The organism is Ponticaulis sp. (genome assembly GCF_029210165.1).
In the GTDB taxonomy this organism is placed as follows: domain Bacteria; phylum Pseudomonadota; class Alphaproteobacteria; order Caulobacterales; family Hyphomonadaceae; genus Ponticaulis.
Window position 1 is genome coordinate 1 of record NZ_JARGNT010000004.1, and the last position, 21312, is coordinate 21312.

The following is a 21312-nucleotide window of genomic DNA, read 5'->3' on the forward strand; positions in this document are numbered from 1 at the left end:
GAAAGAGGCGGTCTTCGGGCCGCCTCTTTTTTATTGCGCACAGGGACGAGACGCGCTGACATGACGACCAGTCATCATGTTTCGAAATCGGAGCCCTTCATGTCCTTCCGCACCGCTTCCGTCGCCCTCGCCGCCTCAGCTCTCGCTGTCAGTGCATGCGCGACCTCAGCCTCCGAGCCCGTATCTGAATTGCAGGCTCCGCCGCTGGAGTGGTCCATTGTTATTCATGGTGGAGCTGGCGTCATTACGCGCGACTCTATGAATGATGAAACTGAGGCGGCCTACACTGCAGCGCTGACAGAAGCGCTCGCGAGAGGTAGCGATATCCTGTCGAACGGTGGCGAATCTATAGACGCCGTTGAGGCGGTCATCCGCAGTTTGGAAGACAATCCGCTCTTTAATGCCGGACGCGGCGCTGTGATGACAGAAACAGGCGGCTTCTCACTCGATTCGTCCATCATGCGTGGCGACACGCTCGACGCCGGTGCTGTCGCAGGCCTCTCTAACATCCAGCACCCGATTTCCGCGGCTCGCGCAGCGATGGAGCACTCGCCTCACGTTATGCTGGCAGGTGAAGGTGCTGACCAATTCGCAGCTGAGCAAGGGCTGGCGATCGTCGATCCGTATTACTTCTTCACGGAACGTCGCTGGCAGAGCCTGCTGCGCATGCTGGAACGGCGCGGCGTAGACGCGCCGGACCGCATGCAGCCAATGGCGCCACAAGAAGCCTCTCTCTCGAATGAATGGCTGTCATCTCTGGCATTTCCTGACGACCAGAAATTTGGGACGGTTGGCGTGGTCGCTATGGATATAGATGGAAATATCGTCGCCGGCACGTCCACAGGCGGCACCACGGCGAAACGTTGGGGCCGCGTTGGTGACAGTCCTATTATCGGTGCAGGCACCTATGCTGAGAACAATGTCTGCGGCATTTCTTCGACCGGTACGGGTGAGTATTTCATCCGTCTGGCTATCGCCTATGCGATTTGCAACCGTATCGAACTACTAGGAGAAACAGCGCAAGAGGCAGCCGATCACGTCATCCATACTGAGCTCACTGGGCTCGGTGGTGACGGCGGTATTGTGATGCTCGGGCCGGACGGTTATCCGGCATGGTCGTTCAATACTGAAGGCATGTATCGCGCCTATGAGACATCTGAAGGCCGTAGCGAAATCGAGATCTACGAATACAATGAAGGCGCCTTTTAGGGCGCCTTCTAACTAAATTCGTTGTTCGAAAAATCGCTCTAGAACGCCAGTTCCATGCCTTCAATACCCGGAAGCTTCAGAAGGATGAGCAGGTCACGCAGTTCCTGACGAGCGGCGACGTGGCTCATCGTGAAGGTGATGTTTGAGCCTTCTTCTGTGAGATCAAGAAGTGTCAGGCCCATTGGGAAGAGTTCACGGTAAATCACACGCTCGGACAGGCCTGGCGCAAGACGGAAGCCAATACGGCGCGCCAGATTATCGAGGGCCTCGCCAACACGCTGTTTGTTACGTGCTTCGAGCGGCGACATGCGGTTACGCATGACAACCCAGTCAATCGGCTTACGTGTCGTCTGCGCTTTGTGCTTACGGCAAGCCCAGACCATTTCAGCATAGAAAGACGGACGAACGACTTCGAGGCTTTGCGGGTTCACATCGCCAAGAAGGTCGAAGTCAACAAAGCTGTCATTCAGAGGCGTAATCAGCGTGTCAGCCGAAGCGTGCGCTAGACGGGACAGGAATGTGTCACCCCCCGGCGCGTCTACGATGATGTAATTGCAGCTGGCTTTGAGACGCTTCAGGCTATCGAGGAAGCGTTCGCTTTCTTCCGCCTCTGCTTCGTCCAGATTGCGCGCAACGCTCGCATCCACACGCAGTGATTCTGGCATCGGGATGTTGGAGCCGGTTGATTTGACCCAGCGTGTGCGGTTCTCAAGATAGCGGGTGAAAGTGCGCTGGCGAACATCGAGGTCGATGACACCGACCTTCTTGCCCATACGCATGAGAGCCACGGAAAGGTGCATCGCAACGGTAGACTTACCGGCGCCGCCCTTCTCGTTACCAATAATGATGACACGACACTCATGTGCATCAACTGTCGTCTTGTTCGACGTCAGGTCCTGCGCACGATCCATGAGATTAAATCCTTCGGGTTTCACGAGCACGCTCCATACAACATTGGACTTACCCTCCCCGACACAGTTTCTGTCGAGCTCTGGTCTGCCCCCAGACCTTTGAGCCTTCCAGTCTGGCTGGCTGCGATAATCTGATTCTGCGAAGCTGCTTCCGAAACTCCTGGGGAAACATCAAACAGAACGGCCTCCACCGCCTCTGTTTTTGCTGCGCTGTCGAACAGAAAGTCTGAAACGACATTATCAGAAACTGGTTCAACCGCTTGCGTCTGCGCGTCGCCCTGAGGCCGCAGAAGGTTAGCGATTTGAGCTGACAGGTCTTCCAGCGCGCTACCGAGCACATCATTGCGTCCGGCTTCGCCGTTCAGTGCGGCACCCTCATGCGCATGAACAGAAAGAGATGTCAGGGACTGAGCCTTACGCGCCGTTCCAAAAAGTCTGTTCTCCAGCTCCCGGTCAACGTTGCGGAAAGCTTCGCCTTCCGCTGCATCTTGAGGAAAGCTGGCGTGAACATGGCTCTGAGAAGGACGTAAGAGTCGTGTAAACATATTACCAAATTGAATGGTTTCGGTTAACCAAGTGTTTAAGCCGATTGCCAAAATCTTAGCGCACGCTATTGCAGGGGTCGGAATTTCACACTTCGTTCACACAGGACTTCCCCATGCAGGTTGTGCGCTCTCTTGAAGAACTTCGCGGTATTGTGCGCGGCTGGAAACGCGATGGCCTGACGGTTGGCTTCGTACCAACTATGGGTGCGCTCCATCAGGGTCACCTGTCTCTCGTGGACCTGTCCGTAGCCGCATGTGACCGCACAGTGGCGAGCATTTTCGTGAACCCGACACAATTCGCACCACACGAAGATCTGGATGCCTATCCACGTCAGGAGCAGGCCGATCAGGATATGCTGGAAGCGCATAAATGCGATCTCGTCTTCACGCCGGAAGTCGCAACCATGTATCCGGAAGGCGAAGAGACGCGTGTCTCTGTGCCCGATCTGGGTGCAAAGCTTGAGGGACAATTCCGTCCTCACTTCTTTGGTGGTGTCGCGACGGTTGTCGCCAAATTGTTTAATCAGGTGCAGCCGGATAAAGCCTTCTTTGGAGAGAAAGACTTCCAACAGGTTCAGGTGATCAAACGCATGGTGATCGACCTGTGCTTCCCGATTGAAATCGTGCCTGGCGCCACGCTTCGGGCTGCAGACGGCCTCGCCCTCTCTTCGCGTAATGCCTACCTCACACCGGAAGAGCGCCGGATTGCGCCGTCTCTCCATCTGGCGATGCACCGTGCGTCCATCCGCATCAGAAACGGCGCAGACCAGACGGCAGCGATCGCCGAAGCGATCAAAACGCTTGAAGAAGCTGGCTTTAACAAGGTCGAGTACATCACAGCCGTTGACCCGTCGACGCTTGATCCGATTGAAGGCGCAATCCCTGACCGCCCATGCCGCCTGATCGCAGCGGCATGGCTCGGTAAAACACGCCTTATCGACAATATCGCGCTTTAGCGCAGGTCTTCCATCTCTGGATAAAGATCATCCATCGGAACAGACCGGCCATTCGCCTGAACAATGCGAACATGGCTGCGGCGAAGGAAGCGCGCGTGCTCCACACCGCAGCTATGCGCGATCATTTCAACATCCTTCTCCATACGCTTCACATAGAATGCGACGGATTTTGCCTTTGTCTCTGGCACGATACCGTCCTGAAGATGCGGCTTGTGTGTGGTAATGCCTGTCGGGCAATTATTTGTGTTGCACGCCATGGCCTGAATACAGCCGATGGAGAACATGAAGCCACGCGCCGTGTTTACAGCATCCGCACCCGTACAATACGCCCAGGCAACTTCGGCAGGTACAGCCAGCTTGCCTGAAGCGATGACTTTTATCCGCTCGCGCAATCCATGCTCGCGTAATGCATCCACCAGCATGGGCAGCGCTTCACGGAGTGTCAGGCCGACATTGTCCATCAGCGCCATAGGAGCAGCGCCTGTGCCGCCGTCGCCGCCATCTACCGTGATAAAGTCCGGTGCGCTTTCAGGCCCTCTGGCATTGATGCCTTTACAGAACTCATCGAGCCAGCGCTTTGAACTTACGACTGTTTTGATACCAACCGGCTTGCCGGAAACCTCTCGCAGTCGAACGATAAAATCCAGCAGATCATCGACAGAATCAATCTCGGGATGCCGGTTCGGCGACACAGAGTCTTCGCCCTCGGGAATACCGCGCACGTCCGCAATCTCGGACGTCACCTTAGACCCCGGCAGCAGACCGCCTTTGCCTGGCTTTGCACCCTGAGCCAGCTTGAGCTCTGTCATTTTCACTTCCGGATGGCCCGTCACCTCGCGGTATTTCTCCTCGGAGAACTCACCGTTCTCGTCACGAACGCCATACTTTGCCGTACCGATCTGAAAGATGATGTCGCAGCCACCTTCAAGGTGATACGGCGACAGACCGCCCTCACCGGTATTCAGCCAGCAACCAGCCAGTTTTGCACCGCGAGACAGAGACTGGATCGCTGGCTTGGAGAGCGCACCATAACTCATACCGGAAATGTTGATCAGCTGACGGATGCGATACGGCTGCGCGCAGCCTTCACCGAAAGTCAGCTCCGGGCTTTCATTCGTCTCTTCAAGAATCGGGAATGGCGCATTGGCGAATATGGGCGTGCCGACGATATTGAGCGAGCGCGTCGAACCGAAGGGCTGGGTGTTATCTTCGCCGCCCGCCGAGGTATAGATCCAGTCCCGCTCAGCGCGGTTAAATGGCATCTCCTCACGGTCAAGCGCAAAGAAATACTGGCGAAAAAACTCGCCCAGCCGCGCGAACAGATCACGAAATCGACCGACCACCGGAAAGTTGCGCCGAACGGCATTCTTCGACTGGTTTGCATCGATGAGAAACATGATCACGATGAGCAGAACGCCAAAGCCGATGGCCAACACAAAGACCGTCGAAAGGATACTGAGGCCCTGAACGGTAATGCGCGTTAGAAATTCCATAGCCTCAGTCCTTATCTAGAAATAGGTCAGCCCGACCATTGCACCCGCTGCAATCACAACAACACCCAGAAGTATCCACGGTACAATGGACAACCGTTTCAGTGTTTTCGTCATCCGGCGGAACTGGCCTTTGTCATTCGCACGCGGAAACGGTGTGTCCGGCTCAGGAACACCAAGAAACACACAGAGCGGCGCCCATCCGTCTTTGACTTCCATGACCAGAAGGCGCTCTTTCGGAATGGCCGCTTTCACGTCATCGACATGGCGTTCAAATTCAGCGCGCGCATAGGATTCGTTTTCGAAACGGCCATCGAAAAGCCCCTGCCAGACGAGCCTGTCTGCCAGCTCGGTGAGCTTTCCAATGCGAGGAAAGCACCATTGCACCCAGCGCGGCACGGAGGTTTCGACCTTATAAATTGTGTCGCGCATTGAAGCGTACCAGTCAGCGGGCGGGCGCACAGTCAGAATGACTTTTGCATCCGGATTAGCCGCCGCAAGCTCTCGAAAGTACAGACTGGACGGAAAGTCGACACACGCATCATAGCCCTGGAATACGTCATCCCAGTCCGGCGTTTCGCCTTCCATAATGTCGTGCCACTGATTAACCTGACGAGAGCTGAGCATCACATCGAACATGTGATGACATTTGCCATAGCCCAGCTGCTCGAGCGCAGCCTTGAGCGACAACGTCCCTGTCCGCGGCAAACCCGCACCAATAATTCTGAGACTCATCCCCTGCCCCGTCGCGTCCTCGACGCTTCTTTACCACACACCTGCGTCGCGCAAAGCCCGCGTCAGCTCGGGAGGCACTTCAGCAGAATGACTGCCCGTTGCATCTTTTGGAGCATCTTCAGGCTTGAGATAGCGCCAGCCCTGAAAAGCTCTACGCCCCTGCGGCTCCGTCGGGTAAATTTCAGGGTCCAGAACCAGTTCGCAATAATTACGACCGTTCATGTCCTCCATGACATTCACCTCGACGATTTCCTGTCGGGCAAGAATAACGCCTTTGATCACCCAATAGATCGAACCGCCATCCAGCAGTTCGTCTGCACGCTTTGGCGACTGACGGGTTTCGTGGACGGGGTTTGCAGACAATCCAAGCGCCTTGCGATGCGCGATAACGCGCTTCTGCCAGTTTGCCAGATCGTCCACGCTTTCCGCGCCGACACAGAGTTTAACAAGGTGAATCATACCCGTAATGTAGTGGGTCGTTGGCGTCTGGGCAGCCCGTCTGCGAAAAAAATTACTGGCGAACCATCACGCCAATCACAGGCCCGTTTCCGGCATTGCGCTGGCGCAGAAAGCGAGATTCTTCAACCGGGCTGGAAAAGAAGAAATCAATATCGGTAATGCGCGCCCGGTAAGACCGCGAAATGTCTTCCCGCAAAATCTCACCCTGCACATCGACCATGAACGCCGAGATGAAAGAGACGCCGTATTCAGGATCCTGATGCAGAATATACTGATGAGTATAGGAATCGACACGGCCACCGCCGGGCGCGTCAAACGGACCAAATGAATGGTATTCCACACGCACCAGATTCTGACCGACCGGATCAAGCCAGGTGTAGCCAATAAGGTGCTCGCTCGCCCAACGGTCGATTGGACCATCATTGCTCGACGGTTGATGCTCAAACTCGATACGCCATAAGCGGCCCAGATCGTCAGCTTCGACGACTCCGCCCATGCTGGCTTCGAGATCATCGGGGATCAGCCAGCCGTCAGGGGAAATTTCCTCACCCCATTCTTCAACGACACGGTCCAGCTCGTCGCTCGTTCCATTCGCTTCAACGACAGTCCAGCGCGGCTCAGGCAGCTGAATTCGCGGATCGTACCGGATTTCGCGGAATGCTTCGCCGTCCGTCAGCTCGACGGTAAACGCGGCACGGAGACTTGGAGGTGGTTCAGTGCGCGCCAAAGCGGTTTCGAGCGGAGGTCTCCCCGTCGAAATCAAAAACGCCGCTGCTAGCACTGCGAAACTCATCCCATCCTCTCACCGCCCCGATTTGCCGGGCCGAAGGATGTATCAAGCGATATCCCGTACGGCCATCTCAGAATCGAGGTCCACAACAAATGTGCGTGGATTATGGTATTCAAAGGCTTTACGAACCTTCAAAATTTTAAAGATTCTTGCCAATCCGGCTTTGGAATACTGCGAAAACATTCCGTCGCGCGCAATTTGAGGCGACATTCCGAAGTTTCGGCGAAGTACGCCATTCGCATAAACAGCATTCGCGCGCACGACAGATTTAAGCGTCTGGAATTCGCAAGACAGCGAGACATTCACCATGTCTTCGTTGACGATCCGGTGCGGGCCGTTTTGCGGCCATGTCGCTACCATTCCTGGCTCAAGGCGCACTTTCATGGCCGTTTCATCGAAGTTTGGTGTGAACGGAATTTCTTCTTCGGACTCTTTGAGAACAACCGTCTCAAGGTCTTCATCTGTGAGGTATGGCGCTTCAGCCGGATAGAGCCAGACATTCTTCACACCGCGGATTTGCCAGAGTGTCACGAGCGGCACATCGAAGTGATAGAAGACCTGTGCATTGGGTGAAGAAATCAGGATGGAGGTATCCTGCTTCATCGTTTTTACGCCGGGGTTCACTTCTTCCAGTGCATCAAACATCTCTGCCGTCAGATCCGCATACTCAGGCAGATACCGGTTAGACTGGCGCATATTGATCCAGATGCGGCCGTCATGAATAGCACGGAAAAGCTCTTCACCCGACAAGTCAGGCGCATCACCCGACCGGAAGGATTCCCGATCAGTGACCTCATAGCCCATGGTATAGATGCCCATGCGATCACGCGGATAACGATCAAGCAGATCAATCAATCCCTCATCAGAAAACATGTCCCGATGCTGAAGGTTGTGATGTGCAACGATGTTTTCTTTTTCAAAAGCCGCAGCTTTGTCCGCCGACCAGTCCGTCAGTACTGTCTGAGTCATAACGATCCCACTGAATCCCTCTAGATTGCGGGAAAACTAGCAGCGAAGCCTCAAATTATATCTGCCAGCGGGACCCAAATTTCTCTTTCGGCGTTAAGACTGGGCAGGATGGATGCACGTGCAAATCTGCGCGCGGAAGAGAAAGGCCCGAATTGACTAAATCAGTACGTAAATGGGTTTCACTGATCTTCTGGTGCGTAATCGCCGCAGCAGTTGTCTGGCAGGTTCTTGTCCGCCTGCCACCGCAACACAACCCGTTCACAGATTTATCTATCAATCACCCGATCGGTTTTGCGACGGCGAACAAGGTTTCAAACCTTCAGGGCAATCCGGATGTCTGTTTCGCGTTCCTAGAAGAAGCCGAGACCGCTTTCACACGGCTTGAAAACACGACGGATGATGAAAATTGCGGCTTAACAGACGCGCTAACTCTGGACCAGTCTCGCTTCCCCTATAACGCCACACTCAGCATGACATGTCCGCTCACAGCCGGTTTGATGGTATGGGAAGAGCACTCGCTCATTCCAAGAGCGCGTGAAATTCTGGGACGCGACATCGAAGAAATCAGAAGCTTTGGCAGCTATTCCTGCCGCCGGCTTTATGGCCGTGAGAGCGGCCGCTTCAGCGAACATGCAACCGGCAACGCCGTCGATATTGAAGGCATCACTTTCACTGACGGATCAACGCTGACACTTTTGAATGACTGGGATGACGATAGCGAGGAAGCCGAATTCCTCCGCGCAATCCGTGATGATGCCTGCGAAATTTTCGGCACAGTGCTGGGACCGGAATACAACGCGGCGCATGAAAACCACTTTCACTTCGACATGAGCCAGACCGGCATTTGCCGCTAAAAAAGCGCTTGTCTGAGCCGCTGCGATTGCGCGCTTCGTTAACCATAATCAGCTAATCTGACGTTCAACTGGATGATGACCGCAAATTGTTCGACCTGATGCTTAACATCACGCGCCAATTTGCGTTACGCATCACATGAACAAGTTCGAGCGTTATCTGTGTCTAATCTGGCCCGTATTCCATTTCTGAAAGACATCCCTCTGCGCACACTGCGTGCCGCAGAAAAAGAGGCTGTATGGTTCTCGGTTCCAGGCGGCGGCACACTGTTCGACGAAGGCACAAGTTCGGATGCCATTTATTTCGTACTTAGTGGAACGCTTGGCGCATTTCGCCGTGCACCTGACGGGCGCACTGACTTTGTAGGCCATATCCGCCCCGGCGAACCCGTGGGTGAAATGGCGATGCTCGCGGGAGAGCCTCACTCAAACTCTGTTCTGGCCGTCCGCGATACGGAGGTCATCAAGCTTCCCCGCACGACCTTTATGAAGATGATGCGGTCCTCACCGGAAGTGATGGAGCGCCTGTCACGCATTCTGCTGATGAGGCTTCGCCAGAATCGCCGGCAGAACAACCGCGCGGAACCAAAAGTCTTCGCACTGGCTGCCTCCTCACCGACCATTGACTTGAAGCTACGTGCCCGCGTGCTTGCCGACGCTCTGGCACGCCTTGGCATGTCGGCCGCCATTGTAGGTGAAGAAGCAGAAAATCAGGGCGCTTCCTATTTTGACGCGCTGGAAGCCTCCAATGACGTCGTCATTCTTACCTCCACCATCGGTGACAATGCGTGGTTCAAGCTCTCGCTTAGACAGGCAGACCGCGTCTGGGTGCTCGCGCGGCCTGATGCGCGCCCGTCCGTGCCTCTCCTTCCGGATGACACCTCACCGGCGAAGACCTTCCGCCTTATCGATATTGTCCTAGTCGAGCATTCGAACGGTCGCCGTGTCTCTGAACCAACAGACTGGATCGACGCTGCCGGCGCCGCGCGCTGTTTCCACTGGAAAGGCGTTCAGGGCGGAGATTGCGACCGACTAGCCCGTGTTATGGCCGGACGCTCGGTTGGCCTCGTTCTGTCTGGCGGCGGCGCGCGCGCTTATGCACACATCGGCGCGGTGAAGGCGCTGCGCGAACACAATTGCCCGATCGACTTTCTCGGCGGCGCCAGCATGGGCGGCGTTGTTGCTGCATGCGTTGCCATGGGCTGGGATGATGACGAGATCGAGTATCGCATTCGCAAAGCTTTTGTGGAAAGCAACCCGCTGGGTGACTACACCCTGCCCGTGGTTTCCATGGTCAAAGGAAAGCTGGTCGATGAGCGGCTGAAAGAGCATTTCGGCGAGACGATGATCAACGACATGCATCTGCCGTTCTTTTGCGTATCGACCAACCTGACTGCCGGAGCGGTTCACTTACATACACGGGGAAAGCTTCGCGAAGCCCTGCGTGCGAGCATCGCGCTTCCAGGTATTCTCCCGCCATTTGTCGAGAACCGCGAAGTGCTGGTCGATGGCGCTGTGTTGAACAATTTCCCCGTCGATATAATGCGTCAGGCACATCGTGGCTTTATCATTGGATCGGACGTGGCACGCGCCCCTGAAGGCCTCGCAGCAGACGACTTCATCGATCCGCCAGGTTTCCTGGGCTGGGCGTTCAAGCACGGCCTGTCAGAAGCGCCACCGATTGCGAGCCTGCTCATGCGTACAGCGACTCTGTCAGTCGACCCGAATGCCGGGCGTGAACTGACGACCATTCTCGTCGCGCCAGAGCTTCCAAAAATCGACCTGCGAGACTGGGTAGAATTCGATCGCGCCGTCGAGGAAGGCTATAACGCCACCTGTGAGGCACTTTCCATGGCGAGCGGCCCGATTGTCAGGCTAATGAAAAACAACAGCGCCTGAGGTTCAGGCCAGTCTAGAACCGTTAGGCACGGTCTTATCGGGTGAGAACATCACAATCGCACCAGCCTCATCAGCAAAGCCAAGCGTCAGCACTTCCGACATGAAGGGACCGATCTGGCGCGGCGGAAAGTTCACAACAGCGGCGACCTGTTTTCCAACGAGCGCTTCAGCATCATAATGCACGGTGATCTGTGCAGATGACTTTTTCACGCCGACCGCAGGACCGAAGTCGATTTCCAGTTTCAGAGATGGTTTACGCGCTTCAGGAAACGGCTCCACTTCGACAATCGTCCCGACACGAATGTCGACTTTCAAAAAGTCTCCGAACTCGATCTCCGGCGCTGGTGGCGCATCTGCGGTGAAATCCATATGCATTGGGCATTCCTCTGTCTTCGAGACGAAGGCATAGCCCTCACCCGCTTGAGCTTCCAGCAATCACGCTCAACAGGGCGGCGAGATATCCTCATTGCTGAAACAATTATCACGAAAAGTGATCCGTCACGCACACGTGAGCTTGAAACGGCGTGTTTTGCTAAATTGATGTCGAGCCGTCAGATAGGGTCGATCCAATGCAAGCAAGGGACGCATGCGCAATGAAAAAGATCATCGGCTTTATTCCACACGTCATCGCCGTTTTCGCAGCGGCCGTCTTTCTGGACAGTCTGCGCTACAAATTCACTGATGCACCAGAGACGCAAGAAATCTTCGGACGCCTCGATGGATGGGCTGGCACCCTTGGTTTGGGCGGATTGTTCTCTCAGACCGGTTTGTTTTCTCAATACACAATCGGAACAGCGGAGCTCTTTGCCTCGGCGCTTCTTCTCATCGGGATTATTCCGGCTCTGCGTCGCCTGCAGGCACTCGGCGCACTTATCGCGCTGGCCGTTATGTCCGGCGCTGTCAGCTTTCACCTGTTCACGCCGCTGGGCATCGATCCGAACAATGATGGCGGCGGCCTCTTCATGTCGGCGGTTATCATCTGGGCCACGTCGCTTGTCATGCTGGTCATTCGCCGCAAGGAGCTGGCAGGTCTCGTTGGCGATGTCGGTGCGGCTCTCGTTCGCAAAGACTGATTACGAGCCAATCTCACTGTAAAAATACTGGCAAAGCCTATTCCCTGGACCGAATCCGTGCGTCTAAATGCGCAAGGTTACTTGGGGCGCGCATGGCGCGCCCGAATTTACGGGGATAGAGATCATGGAAGCGATTCTGGAGAATTTGCAGAATGTGTTCGGCGGCAGTGTCGATCTTGCAGCACTCGCGTCGGGCGCAGGCTTTTTCGGCGGCAGCGCCAGCGCTATCGCCGTAGCCTTTTTCCGGGGCGCTATCATCCGGTTCGTTATCCGCACGATTTCGACGGCTCTGCTGACAGGCGTCGGCTTTCTGTTCCTGCTCGATTTCCTCGGCTTTGAAATTGTGCCGCCGGAAGAATACCGCGATCAGTTCCAGTTTGGTCAGAGCATGGATTCAACAGAGACGATCGAGAAAACAGATGAAGACGGCAACCGTCGCCGCATCATCATTCACTCACCCTATCGCCGTCACGGCTGATCAGGCTGCGATATTGTCGCCGGATGTACGGAACGCCTGAGTTTCGGCATCACGGCGAAAACGCTCATACATGCGCATTACAGCTTCAGGACGATAATTAAAGCCGAGGCTCGAAAGATCTGCGTGGACTTTTTCCACCGCAAGATCAGCGCCCGTATTCGCGATTGAGCTCACGATACGTTTGTAAGCATTCGGTTCTGTCCGGTCACCGAAATGAGCCAGCGCCCATTCTGCAAGCTGACGGCACGACCATGTGTCGATGCGGTGCTCGCGGTAGAACAGTTCCTCGGATGAAAGCGTATTATTGTTGTTATCAGTCATGCCACATCTCCAAACGGGTTTCTCTTCATTCGAACCCTGCCTGAAATGTCGCAGACCCAGCTTAGGATCAGGTGCAAAAAAGGTTACGAAACCTCGCGGTATTCGTAACCTTTCAGAAAGCTTTAGCCGGATGAACCGGCGAAGTTTTTACACGGAATTAGCCCGCTTTAACTTGCTCGACCGCAACAGGCATAAGTTCTGCAAGCTGGGCAACAATGTCTTCGCGTGAGCGTGCAACGCCCTTCGCATCGAAGTCACCAAGAACCTTACGGATCACGTCTTCATCGCCCGGTTCTTCCAGATCCGAAACAACAACAGATTTTGCATAAGCTTCCGCTTCGTCGCCCGCCAGACCGAGAACGTCTGCAGCCCAGAGGCCGAGAAGTTTGTTGCGGCGCGCAGTCGCTTTGAAGAGTGTTTCCTGATCGAGGGAGAACTTCTTTTCTTCTCCGCGCTCGCGATCCTCAAATTGTGCCATGTTCGGGTCACTTTCCTGACTGACTTCGTTACAATGATTTCTACCCCGTTCTTTGCTAGGTTTTCCACCCTATCGCAAACAGAATCTCCGGGTTTTTCGCCGCAGATATGGTATCTTGCCTCGAAACCGTGTAGTGCCTCGCAGCTTGAAACACTCTATTCCATACAGAGCGTCGTAACCGGAGAGCCGAATGATGTCTCGTCGCCGCAAAATTTACGAAGGCAAAGCCAAGATTCTTTATGAAGGTCCTGAACCAAATACACTGATTCAGTATTTCAAAGATGACGCCACAGCTTTCAATGCGGAAAAGCATGCCGTTCTTGATGGCAAGGGCGTACTGAACAACCGTCTGTCAGAATACTTTATGACACGCCTTTCAGGCATTGGTATTCCGACGCACTTCCTCAAGCGCCTGAATATGCGTGAGCAGCTGGTAAAGCAGTGCGAAATCATTCCTCTGGAAGTGGTTGTTCGCAACGTAGCTGCAGGCTCCATCTCCAAACGCCTCGGCATCACTGAAGGCGAAGCGCTGCCGCGTTCACTCGTCGAGTTCTATTATAAGAAAGACGAACTCGGTGACCCGATGGTCTCCGAAGAACATATTGCAGCCTTCGGCTGGGCAACCCCGCAGGAAATCGACGACATGGTCTCAACGACCCTGCGCGTAAACGACTTCCTCGCAGGCCTGTTTGCCGCTGTTGGCATCCGTCTCGTTGATATGAAACTGGAATTCGGTCGCCATTTCGAAGGCGATATGGTTCGCACAATCCTCGCCGACGAAATCAGCCCTGACAGCTGCCGTCTCTGGGACCTCGAAACCAACGAAAAACTCGACAAAGACCGCTTCCGTCGCGACATGGGCGGTGTTACCGAGGCCTATGCAGAAGTCGCAACGCGACTCGGTATCTTCAAACAATCCTCAGACATCGCGTCTGTGATTGATATCAACAGCGAGCGCAACGGAGGCTAACGCTCACATGAAAGCTATCGTTTATGTGGAACTGAAGAACGGCGTACTTGACCCTCAGGGCAAGGCTGTTTCTGAAACGCTCTCCCGTCTTGGCTTCGACGAAGTCAAAAGCGCGCGCATCGGCAAACGTATCGAGCTCGAACTCGAAGACGGTCTGGCGAAGGATGCTGCTGAAGCCCGCGTGAAAGAGATGTGCGAAAGCCTTCTCGCAAACACCGTGATCGAGCGCTACCAGATCGAACTGGCAGACGCGTAAAATTATCCGGCTACGGCATTTTTTTAGTGCCGCGTCGTGAAATCGTCATAGCTCCGCGATACTGGCTGACCCCAGCTAAGATCGCGGAGTTTTTTTATGCTGAAGACTGCAAACCTACTCGTCCTGTCCGGGCTTGCGCTTTGTCTGGCGGCCTGTGGAAACGACACCACCGAGACAGCGGCTGCAGACGCGCCCGTGCTGCCGCAGTTCGTCTTTCCCGGCGAAGAAATTCCTGACCCGTATCACCGCGCCTATACGTTGACTGAAAATGCGGAAGGCACCGTTCGTGTTTTCACGCGTGAAACACGCGACGACACCGACCTCTATGAGATGTTGCTTCAGGACGACGGAAGCTGGTCGGAGCCGGTCAAACTGGACTGGCCAAAGCTGCGCTCTAACGTTGCCCCGCACTTCAGCCCGTTTGACGGCCGCCTTTATTTCGCATCGGATCGCTCCGCTCCCGGCCTCCAAAACCGCGATGACATGAACATCTGGTCCATCGAACGTACCGAAGATGGCTGGGGTGAAGCCGAATATGTGCCCGGAAACATCCATTATGGTTCGGACGAGACTTCGGTAACCACAACGGCGAATGGCGACATGTATTTCGTATCGCAGCGCCGCGAAGGTCCGGGCGGCCACGACTTCTACGTCGCCCATTATGACGAAACCACCGAGGGCTGGATTTTTGACGGCCTGCTGCCTGAGGGCAATACGTCGCTCGTTGAAAGCCATATCGCGGCAACGGCTGACGGCCGCCATCTGGTGTTCTATTCCCGCATGCGTCCAATCCTCGGTAATGTGGATTTGAAAGTGCTCACCCGCGCAGATGATGGCCGCTGGATTGGCCCTTACACGCTCGGCCCGAATATCAATTCGCGCGGCATCGAATTTGGTGCGAGCTTCTCTGCAACCGGCGACACATTCTTCTATTCTCAGGAAGGCCGCCTCGTTCAGATGCCTATGGACGCCTTCATGGCCGAAATCGATGCGGCTCGAGCTGCATACCTTGCTGACGAAGAGCTTCAGTTCCTCGGTTTTTCTGACAACTAATTAATGTAAAAGCAGGCGACGGAGCAGACGGAAACCGAAACCGCCCGCGTTTTACTAACATGAACGCGGCCGAAAGCGGCTGGAGCTCCCCTTAAAGGACACCACCTGTCCGCCCCTGAAAGCTCCACGGCCCCGATACTGCGATTGGTCGCGTTCATGCGTTTAAGTTCCTCCACGAACTTACCCAGACTGAGGACGTTCGCTTTCCCCCTGCCCTTTTAAGCGAACGTCCTTTTTTTGTGTTTTCGGCCCGCCTTCGGGATTTTCATTTGCTGCAATTACGGCTAATGCGAACGCATGAAAGCAGGCGTCATCATTTTTCCCGGTTCAAACTGTGATCGCGATGCGATTACGGCTCTGAAGGACATCACCGGACAAGATCCGGTGCAAATCTGGCACAAGACAACGGAATGGCCGAAGGGTCTCGATTTTGTCGTCGTTCCGGGCGGGTTCTCTTATGGTGACTATCTGCGCTGCGGCGCGATGGCTGGTAATTCTCCGATCATTCCGGAACTGAAGGCTTTCGCAAATTCAGGTGGCCATATCCTCGGCATTTGTAACGGCTTTCAGATCCTGACGGAAACCGGTCTGCTCCCTGGCGCGCTTCTGCGAAACGCCGGCCTGAACTTTGTGTGCCGCAATGAACGTCTCATCGTCAGCCCGAACAGCTCTGCTTTCACATCAGAGTATCAGTCTGGCAGCGAAATCATCGTACCTGTTGCACACCATGACGGTAACTTCTTCGCAGATGACGCTACGCTCGACATGCTGGAAGGCGATGGCCGTGTGGCGTTCCGCTATGCGAACAACCCGAACGGTTCAGCACGCGACATTGCTGGTATCCTTTCTGAGAACCGCCGCGTCCTCGGCATGATGCCTCACCCGGAGCGCGCAATCGGCGGCCATGAAGGTGGCAGCGATGGACGTGCGATGTTCGCAGGCGTTATGAACGCTCTGGCGACTGCTTAAAGCCTAGATCAGCCCGAACCCACGCATCAGATAAACGACACCGATCGCAGTGAGGATGTATTTCGTCCAACTGCGAAAGGACACGTCTGTCATTTTGTCGAGAACCTTGCCGCCCACCCAGGTGCCCGTCATCGCCACGGGCAGCACGGCAATGCAAAGCCAGATAGGCGGCAACGCCCCCTCTTCTGCTGACATAAGAACCGGCAATGTCCAGAAACCGATTTTGGTGAGGTGGGCGATAACCTGCGTTGCGCCTTTTGTCGCGACGATCTGTTGACGCGTCATAACCGACTTCACAAAGAAAATATCGAGCACAGGCCCAACGACGCCTGCCAGCGTGTTCAGCGCCTGTGCAATGAAGCCAAGCACTTCAGCCTGAAACGGCCGGTTCACATCCAGCGCAAAAATCGTCTTGGGTATCCACGGCACAAATGCGAGCACGCCCAGCATGACGAAAACCGCCTGCTTGTCCGGCTGCCAGAACACCAGAAGCAAGCCACCAATCGCGATCACACCGCCGATCAGATAGCGGCCAACGATTCCCCACTGGATATGCTGACGGATCAGAAAGGCGCGCCACCCGTTTGCAAACAGCTGAACAACACCATGCAGCACCATGGCAAAGGATAGCGGGAAAATCGCCGTAAACACACCCATCAGGATGAGCCCGCCAGCCATGCCGAAAATACCGGATAAGAGAGACGTGACGAAAACAGCGGAAAAGACGATGACCAGTAATTTGAAGAGAGCTGCCGTACCCGTCACTCCCAACATGCCTGCCTCCAAACTTAGCTTCGCCGTCTGGGTAAGCGGCTTTCACTCGGGTCGCAATATGTAGCGATCGATATGATGCAACGTTTTGTCACACAAAAAGTATGGTTTTGAGGCATTCTGTCCAATAGGCATATTCCTCAAAAAAATTATGGTCTCTCTCAAGATTATGGGAGAAACCAGATGAAGTTCGATTTTTCAGACAGAACAAAAGACTATATTGCCCGCGTGTCCGCCTTCATGGATGAGCATATTTATCCGAATCAAAAAACCTATGAAGATCAGCACGCTGCGTTCGAAAACCCGTGGAACGTGCCTCAAATCGTAGATGACCTGAAGGCCAAAGCGAAGGCCGAAGGCCTCTGGAACCTGTTCCTGGCTCCAAGCCCTGAGCACGATGATGACGAGTTCCATGGAGCGGGCCTGTCCAATCTGGAATACGCGCCACTCGCAGAGATGATGGGGCGCGTCAGCTGGGCATCAGAAGTCTTCAACTGCAACGCACCGGACACCGGCAATATGGAGACCATCCACCGCTACGGTACGCGCGCGCAGAAAGAGCAATGGCTTCGCCCACTCATGAATGGCGACATCCGATCTGCATTCCTCATGACAGAGCCTCAGGTGGCCTCCTCTGATGCTACGAATATTGAGACCCGCATCGAGCGCGACGGCGATCACTATGTGATCAACGGCCGCAAATGGTGGTCTTCCGGTGCGGGCGACCCGCACTGCAAAGTCGCGATTGTCATGGGCAAAACCGATTTCAATGCACCGAAGCACGCGCAACAGAGCATGATCCTCGTGCCTATGGACACGCCGGGCCTCGAAATCGTTCGCATGCTGCCAGTCTTTGGATTCGATCACGCGCCACATGGCCATGCCGAAATACAGCTGACAAACGTTCGTGTGCCGGTCGAGAACATGCTTTTAGGCGAAGGCCGAGGCTTCGAAATAGCGCAAGGTCGTCTGGGGCCAGGCCGCATCCACCACTGCATGCGTACCATTGGCGCGGCAGAGCTTGCCCTTGAAAAAATGTGCAAGCGCCTCGTTGGCCGTGTCGCGTTCGGCAAATCCATCGCAGAGCATTCTGTCTGGGAACAACGCGTCGCTGATGCCCGCCTGAACATCGAAATGACGCGCCTTCTGACGCTGAAAGCAGCGTATATGATGGATACGGTTGGCAATAAGGTCGCGAAGAACGAGATCGCCATGATCAAAGTGGCCGGTCCACGAATCGCTTGTCAGATCATTGATGATGCCATCCAGGCCTATGGCGGCGCCGGTGTGACAGAAGACTTCGGTCTGGCTGATGCCTACGCCAACATCAGAACGCTCCGCATGGCGGACGGTCCGGACGAGGTGCATGCCCGGTCAATCGCCCGTAATGAATTCCGCAAGTATCGGGATGCCAATTACGGCAAATCCGTCGATTCTGAGAAATTCACTGAAAGCGTCGGCGCGCGCTAAGCCCCGCCACAATCTTCACAGAAGCAGCCCTTCGAAATCCTCGGAGGGCTGTTTGTTATAGCACGCTAGTTTCTTCGTGCTAACAGTTGAGCATGTTTACGCGCTTTGTCCGCCGGATTTCCCGGCTCCACAAAATCTTCGGCATGGTGATCGGCCTGCAGCTGCTCTTCTGGGTGGTGTCCGGCTTCTATTTCACGCTCTACCCGATCGAAACAATCCATGGGGATCATCTGCGTGAACAGATCGATCACGGCATACTTCGTCCTGAAGAGGTCGAAGTCAGCGTGCAGGATGCGATGGATGCCTCGGATATCTGGGTGTTTGAAGCGGAACTCTCCATGTTTCTCGGAGAGCCGGTCTGGAAGCTAAGCAATAGTCATGAGGTAAAGCTGGTCAGTGCGCGCACAGGCGATTTGATCTCTCCTATATCGGAAGAAACGGCGCTTGAGATTGCCCGCACAGGCGTGCCCGGCCTTGCCTCCTTCGAAGGCGAAATGCATCTCATCGAAGAGAACGCGCCTCGTGAATATGGCGGTCGTCTACCGGTCTGGGCGTTTGAAACCGCCGATAGCCATGAACGGGCCTATATCGATGTAAACACGGGTGACATTCGCGCCGTGCGAACCACGGAGTGGCGAATATTCGACGTGCTCTGGCGTTTTCATATCATGGACATCACCGGCGATGACCGAATTGATACATGGTGGATGAAGCTGGCCGCCTTCCTCGCCTTCGCGATGGTCATTACGGGCATCATCATTCTGGTGCAGCGACTTATGCGCGGAAAGCTGTTCAGCTAACCGCGCCAACGGCGTCAGACCGTATAGCTGACGACCTCAAATTCGATGCCGTCCTCATTATCGAAATAGAACCGGCTGCCTGGCTCATAGGTCTGGTGTGAATGGGTTTCATACCCCTCAGCCAGAACCGCTTTCTCGGCCGCCTCCAGATCGTCGACCAGAATGCCGATATGGTTGAGCCCTCCACGGGTGCGATAATGATCTGGCCCGTCAGATACGCCCTCTGGCGGAGCATAAATCGCCAGATATAGATCAGGTGTTCCGACATGGACGCTTTGCCCACCGTGAATGGATGGCCCCTTCCAGCGGATATACCAACTGAAGATACGTGCCAGCCGTTCTGCCGATTTCATCGGATCAGCCGCCGTAAAGTTCAGATGTTCAAGAGTTGCCAAAGACATGGTCCTCACTCCTTTTCGTTATGGATTGATATGTCGATGGGCCGGTTCTAATTTCTAAAGTTAAGTTGAGATCAAGAGATTTTTCAGAGAGGCAGATATGGCGCTGAAACAGGTATTGGCGATTGGAGACCTTGCCGCGCGTACGGGACTGTCTGTGTCAGCCATACGCTTCTATGAGGAGAAAGGCCTGATTACCCCGCACCGAAATGCAGGTGGTCACCGGCGCTATATGCGTTCCGATATCCGACGCCTCTCCTTTGTGATGATCACCCAGAAGCTCGGTTTTTCGATTGATGACATCGCAGCTGAAATGAGAACGCTGCCGAAAGGCCGCACACCAACGGCAAAAGACTGGGAGGCGATCAGCGCCCGCTTCATCACGGTGTTGGACGAAAAGATCAACGAACTCACCCGCATGAGAAATAATCTGAACGGCTGTATCGGCTGCGGCTGCCTCTCGCTGGATAAGTGCGCGCTCTACAATGCCGAGGACGAGAAAGGCGAAAATGGTCCCGGTCCACAAAACATATTCCCTTCGCGTAAGGAGAAGGCTTGATTAACGCTGCGTGACCTCCATTACTGCAATCGCAATAAGAGAGGGAGAAACGCATGGCTTACACGCCATTTGATCTGACCGGTAAGGTCGCACTCGTCACTGGTGGCAACCGCGGCATTGGTCTCGGCATGGCCGAAGCACTCGCAGCATCGAACGCTGATGTTGTGCTCTGGTGCCGTAATGCGGCGAGCGCAGATGAAGCTGTCGCAAAGCTAAAAACACTCGGCACAGGCGACGCAACCGCATTCTCGGTCGATGTGTCCGACGAACAATCTGTCGTAGACGGCATGGCACTCACGAACGCCTGGAAAGGCCGCCTCGATACCGTGATCGCAAACGCTGGCGTTTCCGCACGCGGTATTCCGTTCATCCAGCAGGACACACAAACCTATCGCGACGTATTGTCAGTGAACCTTGATGGCGCTTACTGGACTTTGCGCGAAGCGGCGAAAGTTATGGTCGAACGCGCCAAAGACGGCGACCCGGGCGGCTCTCTCATGGTGACCGCGTCTATGGCTGCTGTAGAAGGCGCGGCGCGCAATCAGGCCTATGCGGCAACCAAAGGCGGCGTGATCTCAATGGTCAAAGCGACGGCCGTGGAACTCGCCCGCTATGGCATTCGCGCAAACTCCATCCTGCCAGGCTGGATCGCGACGGATATGACATCGAATGCTCAAGGCGATGACAAGTTCGAAGAGAACGTGATCAAACGCGTACCTGTTCGCCGCTGGGGCAAGCCGGAAGACTTTGGCGGTATCGCGGTCTATCTCGCATCCGACGCGTCATCCTTCCATACGGGCGACACGCTGCTCGTCGATGGCGGGTACAGCATCTTCTAATGGCGCTCAGCGGGACCATCCGCATACAAAAAGAGCGCTGCCCTCCTCAAAGCAGCGCTCTTT

The 21312-nt window shown here is 55.0% G+C and carries 26 protein-coding genes; 14 read left to right on the forward strand and 12 right to left on the reverse strand.

Features of this window, described 5'->3' with window-relative positions:
• Window positions 1-99: 99 nt before the first annotated feature.
• Window positions 100-1209, forward strand: a complete 1110-nt coding sequence (locus P1U45_RS15905; protein ID WP_301059937.1) for an isoaspartyl peptidase/L-asparaginase family protein — start codon at window positions 100-102, stop codon at window positions 1207-1209.
• A gap of 38 nt (window positions 1210-1247) precedes the next feature.
• Here P1U45_RS15905 and P1U45_RS15910 read toward each other — a convergent pair whose 3' ends face one another.
• Complete coding sequence (locus tag P1U45_RS15910) at window positions 1248-2120, reverse strand: division plane positioning ATPase MipZ (RefSeq protein WP_022695760.1); 873 nt, start codon at window positions 2118-2120, stop codon at window positions 1248-1250.
• A 20-nt stretch (window positions 2121-2140) separates the two neighbouring features.
• Window positions 2141-2716: a hypothetical protein gene (locus P1U45_RS15915; protein ID WP_301059938.1), complete on the reverse strand. Its 576-nt coding sequence runs from the start codon at window positions 2714-2716 to the stop codon at window positions 2141-2143.
• A gap of 62 nt (window positions 2717-2778) precedes the next feature.
• Between P1U45_RS15915 and panC the strand changes: the two genes are divergently transcribed.
• Entirely contained in the window at window positions 2779-3621 is an 843-nt protein-coding gene (gene panC / locus P1U45_RS15920; RefSeq protein WP_301059939.1) for a pantoate--beta-alanine ligase, read from the forward strand.
• Here the strand turns inward: panC and P1U45_RS15925 are convergent.
• Genes P1U45_RS15925 through P1U45_RS15945 form a run of 5 tightly spaced genes read right to left on the reverse strand, consistent with a single transcriptional unit; the run spans window position 3618 to window position 8064 of the window.
• On the reverse strand, window positions 3618-5114 hold the full coding sequence (locus tag P1U45_RS15925) for an FMN-binding glutamate synthase family protein (protein WP_301059940.1): 1497 nt from the start codon (window positions 5112-5114) through the stop codon (window positions 3618-3620). The genes panC and P1U45_RS15925 overlap by 4 nt on opposite strands.
• A gap of 15 nt (window positions 5115-5129) precedes the next feature.
• Window positions 5130-5846 (reverse strand): sulfotransferase family protein, encoded by a 717-nt coding sequence (locus P1U45_RS15930; protein ID WP_301059941.1) that lies wholly within the window; start codon window positions 5844-5846, stop codon window positions 5130-5132.
• Window positions 5847-5876: 30 nt separating this feature from the next.
• A complete protein-coding gene (locus P1U45_RS15935) occupies window positions 5877-6305 on the reverse strand; it encodes a DUF1489 domain-containing protein (protein ID WP_301059942.1) in 429 nt (142 codons plus the stop codon).
• A gap of 52 nt (window positions 6306-6357) precedes the next feature.
• Complete coding sequence (locus P1U45_RS15940) at window positions 6358-7098, reverse strand: hypothetical protein (protein ID WP_301059943.1); 741 nt, start codon at window positions 7096-7098, stop codon at window positions 6358-6360.
• A 42-nt stretch (window positions 7099-7140) separates the two neighbouring features.
• Window positions 7141-8064, reverse strand: coding sequence for a hypothetical protein (locus P1U45_RS15945; RefSeq protein ID WP_301059944.1), 924 nt, complete (start codon window positions 8062-8064; stop codon window positions 7141-7143).
• Window positions 8065-8216: 152 nt separating this feature from the next.
• On the opposite strand from P1U45_RS15945, the gene P1U45_RS15950 reads away from it, so the two are divergent.
• Together P1U45_RS15950 and P1U45_RS15955 are read left to right on the forward strand one after the other, a co-directional pair.
• Window positions 8217-8918, forward strand: coding sequence for an extensin family protein (locus P1U45_RS15950; protein ID WP_301059945.1), 702 nt, complete (start codon window positions 8217-8219; stop codon window positions 8916-8918).
• Between the two features lie 159 nt (window positions 8919-9077).
• Complete coding sequence (locus P1U45_RS15955) at window positions 9078-10814, forward strand: patatin-like phospholipase family protein (protein WP_301059946.1); 1737 nt, start codon at window positions 9078-9080, stop codon at window positions 10812-10814.
• A 3-nt stretch (window positions 10815-10817) separates the two neighbouring features.
• Here P1U45_RS15955 and P1U45_RS15960 read toward each other — a convergent pair whose 3' ends face one another.
• Window positions 10818-11189, reverse strand: coding sequence for a tRNA-binding protein (locus P1U45_RS15960; RefSeq protein ID WP_301059947.1), 372 nt, complete (start codon window positions 11187-11189; stop codon window positions 10818-10820).
• 218 nt (window positions 11190-11407) lie between these two features.
• Between P1U45_RS15960 and P1U45_RS15965 the strand changes: the two genes are divergently transcribed.
• Window positions 11408-11887, forward strand: a complete 480-nt coding sequence (locus P1U45_RS15965) for a hypothetical protein (protein ID WP_301059948.1) — start codon at window positions 11408-11410, stop codon at window positions 11885-11887.
• Window positions 11888-12011: 124 nt separating this feature from the next.
• Window positions 12012-12365 carry a hypothetical protein gene (locus P1U45_RS15970; protein ID WP_022695772.1) on the forward strand — a complete coding sequence of 118 codons (354 nt, stop codon included), beginning with the start codon at window positions 12012-12014 and terminating at the stop codon, window positions 12363-12365.
• Here the strand turns inward: P1U45_RS15970 and P1U45_RS15975 are convergent, their stop codons facing one another.
• Together P1U45_RS15975 and P1U45_RS15980 are read right to left on the reverse strand one after the other, a co-directional pair.
• Entirely contained in the window at window positions 12366-12686 is a 321-nt protein-coding gene (locus tag P1U45_RS15975; protein ID WP_022695773.1) for a hypothetical protein, read from the reverse strand.
• 157 nt (window positions 12687-12843) lie between these two features.
• The gene (locus P1U45_RS15980; RefSeq protein WP_293608323.1) at window positions 12844-13164 is read right to left on the reverse strand and encodes a DUF1476 domain-containing protein; all 321 of its coding nucleotides are present in this window, start codon (window positions 13162-13164) and stop codon (window positions 12844-12846) included.
• A gap of 193 nt (window positions 13165-13357) precedes the next feature.
• On the opposite strand from P1U45_RS15980, the gene purC reads away from it, so the two are divergent.
• The 4 genes from purC to purQ all read left to right on the forward strand — a co-directional run bounded on the left by purC (window position 13358) and on the right by purQ (window position 16412).
• Complete coding sequence (purC, locus tag P1U45_RS15985; RefSeq protein WP_293608389.1) at window positions 13358-14134, forward strand: phosphoribosylaminoimidazolesuccinocarboxamide synthase; 777 nt, start codon at window positions 13358-13360, stop codon at window positions 14132-14134.
• Window positions 14135-14141: 7 nt separating this feature from the next.
• Window positions 14142-14390, forward strand: coding sequence for a phosphoribosylformylglycinamidine synthase subunit PurS (gene purS, locus P1U45_RS15990; RefSeq protein ID WP_022695776.1), 249 nt, complete (start codon window positions 14142-14144; stop codon window positions 14388-14390).
• Window positions 14391-14486: 96 nt separating this feature from the next.
• Window positions 14487-15443: a sialidase family protein gene (locus tag P1U45_RS15995; RefSeq protein ID WP_301059949.1), complete on the forward strand. Its 957-nt coding sequence runs from the start codon at window positions 14487-14489 to the stop codon at window positions 15441-15443.
• 297 nt (window positions 15444-15740) lie between these two features.
• Complete coding sequence (gene purQ, locus P1U45_RS16000; protein ID WP_301059950.1) at window positions 15741-16412, forward strand: phosphoribosylformylglycinamidine synthase subunit PurQ; 672 nt, start codon at window positions 15741-15743, stop codon at window positions 16410-16412.
• A gap of 3 nt (window positions 16413-16415) precedes the next feature.
• Here purQ and P1U45_RS16005 read toward each other — a convergent pair whose 3' ends face one another.
• The gene (locus P1U45_RS16005) at window positions 16416-17186 is read right to left on the reverse strand and encodes a TSUP family transporter (protein ID WP_301059951.1); all 771 of its coding nucleotides are present in this window, start codon (window positions 17184-17186) and stop codon (window positions 16416-16418) included.
• Between the two features lie 180 nt (window positions 17187-17366).
• Between P1U45_RS16005 and P1U45_RS16010 the strand changes: the two genes are divergently transcribed.
• Together P1U45_RS16010 and P1U45_RS16015 are read left to right on the forward strand one after the other, a co-directional pair.
• Window positions 17367-18653: an acyl-CoA dehydrogenase family protein gene (locus tag P1U45_RS16010; protein ID WP_301059952.1), complete on the forward strand. Its 1287-nt coding sequence runs from the start codon at window positions 17367-17369 to the stop codon at window positions 18651-18653.
• A 92-nt stretch (window positions 18654-18745) separates the two neighbouring features.
• Window positions 18746-19453 (forward strand): PepSY domain-containing protein, encoded by a 708-nt coding sequence (locus P1U45_RS16015; protein ID WP_301059953.1) that lies wholly within the window; start codon window positions 18746-18748, stop codon window positions 19451-19453.
• 14 nt (window positions 19454-19467) lie between these two features.
• Here the strand turns inward: P1U45_RS16015 and P1U45_RS16020 are convergent, their stop codons facing one another.
• A complete protein-coding gene (locus tag P1U45_RS16020) occupies window positions 19468-19854 on the reverse strand; it encodes a VOC family protein (protein ID WP_301059954.1) in 387 nt (128 codons plus the stop codon).
• Between the two features lie 97 nt (window positions 19855-19951).
• Between P1U45_RS16020 and soxR the strand changes: the two genes are divergently transcribed.
• Entirely contained in the window at window positions 19952-20410 is a 459-nt protein-coding gene (soxR, locus tag P1U45_RS16025; protein WP_301059955.1) for a redox-sensitive transcriptional activator SoxR, read from the forward strand.
• 53 nt (window positions 20411-20463) lie between these two features.
• Window positions 20464-21249 (forward strand): SDR family NAD(P)-dependent oxidoreductase, encoded by a 786-nt coding sequence (locus P1U45_RS16030; protein WP_293608331.1) that lies wholly within the window; start codon window positions 20464-20466, stop codon window positions 21247-21249.
• The last annotated feature ends 63 nt before the right edge of the window (window positions 21250-21312 follow it).

Excerpts from the sequence above, each read along its gene's own strand:
- P1U45_RS16015 (WP_301059953.1), top strand. The coding sequence starts at position 18,746 with ATGTTTACGCGCTTTGTCCGCCGGATTTCCCGGCTCCACAAAATCTTC.
- purS (WP_022695776.1), top strand. The coding sequence starts at position 14,142 with ATGAAAGCTATCGTTTATGTGGAACTGAAGAACGGCGTACTTGACCCT.
- purC (WP_293608389.1), top strand. The coding sequence starts at position 13,358 with ATGTCTCGTCGCCGCAAAATTTACGAAGGCAAAGCCAAGATTCTTTAT.
- P1U45_RS15965 (WP_301059948.1), top strand. The coding sequence starts at position 11,408 with ATGAAAAAGATCATCGGCTTTATTCCACACGTCATCGCCGTTTTCGCA.
- P1U45_RS15940 (WP_301059943.1), bottom strand. The coding sequence starts at position 7,098 with ATGAGTTTCGCAGTGCTAGCAGCGGCGTTTTTGATTTCGACGGGGAGA.
- P1U45_RS15935 (WP_301059942.1), bottom strand. The coding sequence starts at position 6,305 with ATGATTCACCTTGTTAAACTCTGTGTCGGCGCGGAAAGCGTGGACGAT.
- P1U45_RS16010 (WP_301059952.1), top strand. The coding sequence starts at position 17,367 with ATGAAGTTCGATTTTTCAGACAGAACAAAAGACTATATTGCCCGCGTG.
- P1U45_RS15905 (WP_301059937.1), top strand. The coding sequence starts at position 100 with ATGTCCTTCCGCACCGCTTCCGTCGCCCTCGCCGCCTCAGCTCTCGCT.
- P1U45_RS15995 (WP_301059949.1), top strand. The coding sequence starts at position 14,487 with ATGCTGAAGACTGCAAACCTACTCGTCCTGTCCGGGCTTGCGCTTTGT.
- P1U45_RS15925 (WP_301059940.1), bottom strand. The coding sequence starts at position 5,114 with ATGGAATTTCTAACGCGCATTACCGTTCAGGGCCTCAGTATCCTTTCG.
- P1U45_RS16005 (WP_301059951.1), bottom strand. The coding sequence starts at position 17,186 with ATGTTGGGAGTGACGGGTACGGCAGCTCTCTTCAAATTACTGGTCATC.
- P1U45_RS16030 (WP_293608331.1), top strand. The coding sequence starts at position 20,464 with ATGGCTTACACGCCATTTGATCTGACCGGTAAGGTCGCACTCGTCACT.
- panC (WP_301059939.1), top strand. The coding sequence starts at position 2,779 with ATGCAGGTTGTGCGCTCTCTTGAAGAACTTCGCGGTATTGTGCGCGGC.
- P1U45_RS16020 (WP_301059954.1), bottom strand. The coding sequence starts at position 19,854 with ATGTCTTTGGCAACTCTTGAACATCTGAACTTTACGGCGGCTGATCCG.
- P1U45_RS15945 (WP_301059944.1), bottom strand. The coding sequence starts at position 8,064 with ATGACTCAGACAGTACTGACGGACTGGTCGGCGGACAAAGCTGCGGCT.
- purQ (WP_301059950.1), top strand. The coding sequence starts at position 15,741 with ATGAAAGCAGGCGTCATCATTTTTCCCGGTTCAAACTGTGATCGCGAT.
- P1U45_RS15980 (WP_293608323.1), bottom strand. The coding sequence starts at position 13,164 with ATGGCACAATTTGAGGATCGCGAGCGCGGAGAAGAAAAGAAGTTCTCC.
- P1U45_RS15960 (WP_301059947.1), bottom strand. The coding sequence starts at position 11,189 with ATGCATATGGATTTCACCGCAGATGCGCCACCAGCGCCGGAGATCGAG.
- P1U45_RS15910 (WP_022695760.1), bottom strand. The coding sequence starts at position 2,120 with ATGGATCGTGCGCAGGACCTGACGTCGAACAAGACGACAGTTGATGCA.
- P1U45_RS15930 (WP_301059941.1), bottom strand. The coding sequence starts at position 5,846 with ATGAGTCTCAGAATTATTGGTGCGGGTTTGCCGCGGACAGGGACGTTG.
- P1U45_RS15970 (WP_022695772.1), top strand. The coding sequence starts at position 12,012 with ATGGAAGCGATTCTGGAGAATTTGCAGAATGTGTTCGGCGGCAGTGTC.
- P1U45_RS15975 (WP_022695773.1), bottom strand. The coding sequence starts at position 12,686 with ATGACTGATAACAACAATAATACGCTTTCATCCGAGGAACTGTTCTAC.
- soxR (WP_301059955.1), top strand. The coding sequence starts at position 19,952 with ATGGCGCTGAAACAGGTATTGGCGATTGGAGACCTTGCCGCGCGTACG.